This window comes from Companilactobacillus keshanensis, from assembly GCF_003946205.1.
GTDB lineage: Bacteria > Bacillota > Bacilli > Lactobacillales > Lactobacillaceae > Companilactobacillus > Companilactobacillus keshanensis.
The window spans coordinates 1-3,125 of the sequence record NZ_RHOS01000036.1 but is presented as its reverse complement, the minus strand read 5'-3'; the positions used below and the strand labels follow the sequence as shown (position 1 = coordinate 3,125).

Here is a 3,125-nt window from a genome sequence, read left to right as displayed (position 1 = left end):
GCGTGGCAACTACCTATCCTTGCGGGTAGTTTCCCACCAACTACTTTCGGCGTTAAGAAGCTTAACTTCTGTGTTCGGCATGGGAACAGGTGTATCCTTCTTGCTATCGCCACCACACTATTCTTACTCGTACCTTCAAAACTAGATATTAAGTTAATGAATTAAATGAATCTTGAAAACCACTTACTCGATTAAGTCCTCGATCTATTAGTACTGCTCAGCTCCATGTATCGCTACACTTCCACCCGCAGCCTATCTACGTCATAATCTTTAACGGATCTTACTTCCTTACGGAATGGGAAATCTCATCTCGAGGGGGGCTTCACACTTAGATGCTTTCAGCGTTTATCCCGTCCATACGTAGCTACCCAGCGATGCGCCTGGCGGCACAACTGGTACACCAGAGGTATGTCCATCCCGGTCCTCTCGTACTAAGGACAGCTCCTCTCAAATTTCCTACGCCCGCGACGGATAGGGACCGAACTGTCTCACGACGTTCTGAACCCAGCTCGCGTACCGCTTTAATGGGCGAACAGCCCAACCCTTGGGACCGACTACAGCCCCAGGATGCGATGAGCCGACATCGAGGTGCCAAACCTCCCCGTCGATGTGAACTCTTGGGGGAGATAAGCCTGTTATCCCCAGGGTAGCTTTTATCCGTTGAGCGATGGCCCTTCCATATGGTACCACCGGATCACTAAGTCCGACTTTCGTCCCTGCTCGACTTGTCAGTCTCGCAGTCAAGCTCTCTTGTGCCTTTACACTCTATGAATGATTTCCAACCATTCTGAGAGAACCTTTGAGCGCCTCCGTTACTTTTTAGGAGGCGACCGCCCCAGTCAAACTGCCCACCAGACACTGTCCCTCACCACGATAAATGGTGTAGGTTAGAGTTTTCATATAACAAGGGTAGTATCCCACCAACGCCTCTATCGAAACTAGCGTTCCGATTTCTACGGCTCCTACCTATCCTGTACATGTCACACAAAAACTCAATATCAAGCTACAGTAAAGCTCCATGGGGTCTTTCCGTCCTGTCGCGGGTAACCCGCATCTTCACGGGTATTATAATTTCACCGAGTCTCTCGTTGAGACAGTGCCCAAATCATTACGCCTTTCGTGCGGGTCGGAACTTACCCGACAAGGAATTTCGCTACCTTAGGACCGTTATAGTTACGGCCGCCGTTTACTGGGGCTTCAATTCTCAGCTTCGCTTACGCTAACTGATCCTCTTAACCTTCCAGCACCGGGCAGGCGTCAGCCCATATACGTCATCTTACGATTTAGCATAGACCTGTGTTTTTGATAAACAGTTGTTTGGGCCTATTCACTGCGGCTGGCTGTTACACCAGCACCCCTTCTCCCGAAGTTACGGGGTCATTTTGCCGAGTTCCTTAACGAGAGTTCACTCGCTGACCTTAGGATTCTCTCCTCGACTACCTGTGTCGGTTTGCGGTACGGGTAGTTTATTTCTAACTAGAAACTTTTCTCGGCAGTGTGAGTTACTGTGCTTCGCTACTTAAATTTCGCTCCTCATCACAGCTTGTCCTTAAAGGTAAAAGCATTTGACTCTTACCAAGACTTGCTGTTTGAACACACTTTTCCAGCTGTGTGCACACATCATCCTCCTGCGTCCTTCCATCGTTCAAACAAAATAAACTAGTACGGGAATATCAACCCGTTATCCATCGATTACACCTCTCGGTCTCATCTTAGGCCCCGACTAACCCTGGGAGGACGAGCCTTCCCCAGGAAACCTTAGTCTTTCGGCCGATCAGATTCTCACTGATCTTTCGCTACTCATACCGGCATTCTCACTTCTAAGAACTCCACTGCTCCTCACGGTACAGCTTCAATGCTCTTACAACGCTCTCCTACCACGCATCTTACGATGCATCCACAGTTTCGGTATCATGCTTAGCCCCGGTACATTTTCGGCGCAGAATCACTCGACTAGTGAGCTATTACGCACTCTTTGAATGAATGGCTGCTTCTGAGCCAACATCCTAGTTGTCTATGCGTTTCCACATCCTTTTCCACTTAGCATGAATTTTGGGACCTTAACTGGTGATCTGGGCTGTTTCCCTTTCGACGATGGATCTTATCACTCACCGTCTGACTCCCGGGTATAGATCAATGGCATTCGGAGTTTATCTGAATTCAGTAACCCAAGACGGGCCCCTAGTCCAAACAGTGCTCTACCTCCATGATCCTATTCCCCGAGGCTAACCCTAAAGCTATTTCGGAGAGAACCAGCTATCTCCAAGTTCGTTTGGAATTTCACCGCTACCCACACCTCATCCCAGCATTTTTCAACATACATGGGTTCGGTCCTCCGGTGTGTTTTACCACACTTTCAACCTGGACATGGGTAGGTCACTTGGTTTCGGGTCTACATCTACATACTTATTCGCCCTATTCAGACTCGCTTTCGCTGCGGCTCCGCATTTTCTGCTTAACCTTGCATGTAAACGTAACTCGCCGGTTCATTCTACAAAAGGCACGCCATCACCCCTTAACGGGCTCTGACTACTTGTAGGCACATGGTTTCAGGATCTATTTCACTCCCCTTCCGGGGTTCTTTTCACCTTTCCCTCACGGTACTGGTTCACTATCGGTCACTAGGTAGTATTTAGCCTTGGGAGATGGTCCTCCCAGATTCCGACGGGGTTTCACGTGTCCCGCCGTACTCAGGATACTGGCTAGAGTAGTTCGCATTTCATTTACGAGGCTTTCACTCTCTTTGGCTGAGCTTTCCAACTCATTCAACTATACTTACTTTTTTTCTCATAACGCCAGTCCTACAACCCTAAAGAGCAAGCTCTTTAGTTTGGGCTCTTCCCGTTTCGCTCGCCGCTACTCAGGGAATCGAATATTCTTTCTTTTCCTGCAACTACTTAGATGTTTCAGTTCATTGCGTCTTCCTCTTAATGTGCTATATATTCACACACAAGTAATCATCCATTACGATGATTGGGTTCCCCCATTCGGAAATCCCCGGATCAAAGCTTACTTACAGCTCCCCGAGGCGTATCGTCGTTAGTTACGTCCTTCATCGGCTCCTAGTGCCTAGGCATCCACCATGCGCCCTTTAATACTTAATCTTGACAAAATATGACTTGCGT

Annotated in this window: 2 rRNA genes; both read right to left on the bottom strand. The window is 48.4% G+C overall.

Features of this window, described 5'->3' with window-relative positions:
- Window positions 1-117, bottom strand: a 5S ribosomal RNA gene (gene rrf / locus EKM64_RS11150).
- 70 nt (window positions 118-187) lie between these two features.
- A 23S ribosomal RNA gene (locus EKM64_RS11145) occupies window positions 188-3,104 on the bottom strand.
- Between the last annotated feature and the right edge of the window lie 21 nt (window positions 3,105-3,125).